This window comes from Brevundimonas sp. SL161 (assembly GCF_049896985.1).
GTDB lineage: Bacteria > Pseudomonadota > Alphaproteobacteria > Caulobacterales > Caulobacteraceae > Brevundimonas.
The window spans coordinates 1-581 of record NZ_JAFCVJ010000092.1 but is presented as its reverse complement, the minus strand read 5'-3'; the positions used below and the strand labels follow the sequence as shown (position 1 = coordinate 581).

At 67.8% G+C, this 581-nt stretch carries 1 protein-coding gene; it reads right to left on the bottom strand.

The annotated features are described in order from the left end of the window. Window positions 1-67: 67 nt before the first annotated feature. The coding region (locus tag ACP7AU_RS17790; RefSeq protein ID WP_426052286.1) for a DUF2231 domain-containing protein at window positions 68-581 on the bottom strand (514 nt) is incomplete at its 5' end.

The window sequence follows — 581 nt, the reverse complement described above, 5'->3', positions numbered from 1 at the left end:
TGGTGCTGGCCAAGCCGGTTCTGGACTGGGTCGCCTTCCCGGAGTGGCTGGTCGAGCCCAGGGGCGGTCAGCTCTTGTTCGATACGCCCAGCCGATAGTCGAAGACCAGTTTGCCGCCATGCCAGCCCGTCACCGCCACCACGCCGACACACAGCGCCGACAGCAGGATCCCGTACGGCAGGACCGCGGCCTCATAGCCGTAGAGGCGATGCCCCCAGTTGGCGCCGAGCAAGGCCAGCAAGGTCACGGCGATGATGAAATGCGTCCACGCAGGCGCGCGGGCGCGGATGCCCGACACCAACAGCAGCTCGGCCGTGCCCGAGAAGCCGGCCAGCATGCCGAACAGGAAGCCGGTGCCGGCGGACCACAAGGCGGCCCGGGCCCAGAACGCGTCGCCCGTCCACCAGTACAGGGCGTCGGCCCCGAACGTGCAGAAGGTCAGGGCGACCGGAAAGGCGACACTCATCGCATGGATCGGGTGACCAAAGACGGCGACCCGCGACTCGGTGACCGAAAAGCCCGCGGTGGCGGCGATCGGGTCGATCAGGGCGTCAGCTTCTTGTTCGATCTTGTCGGTCACG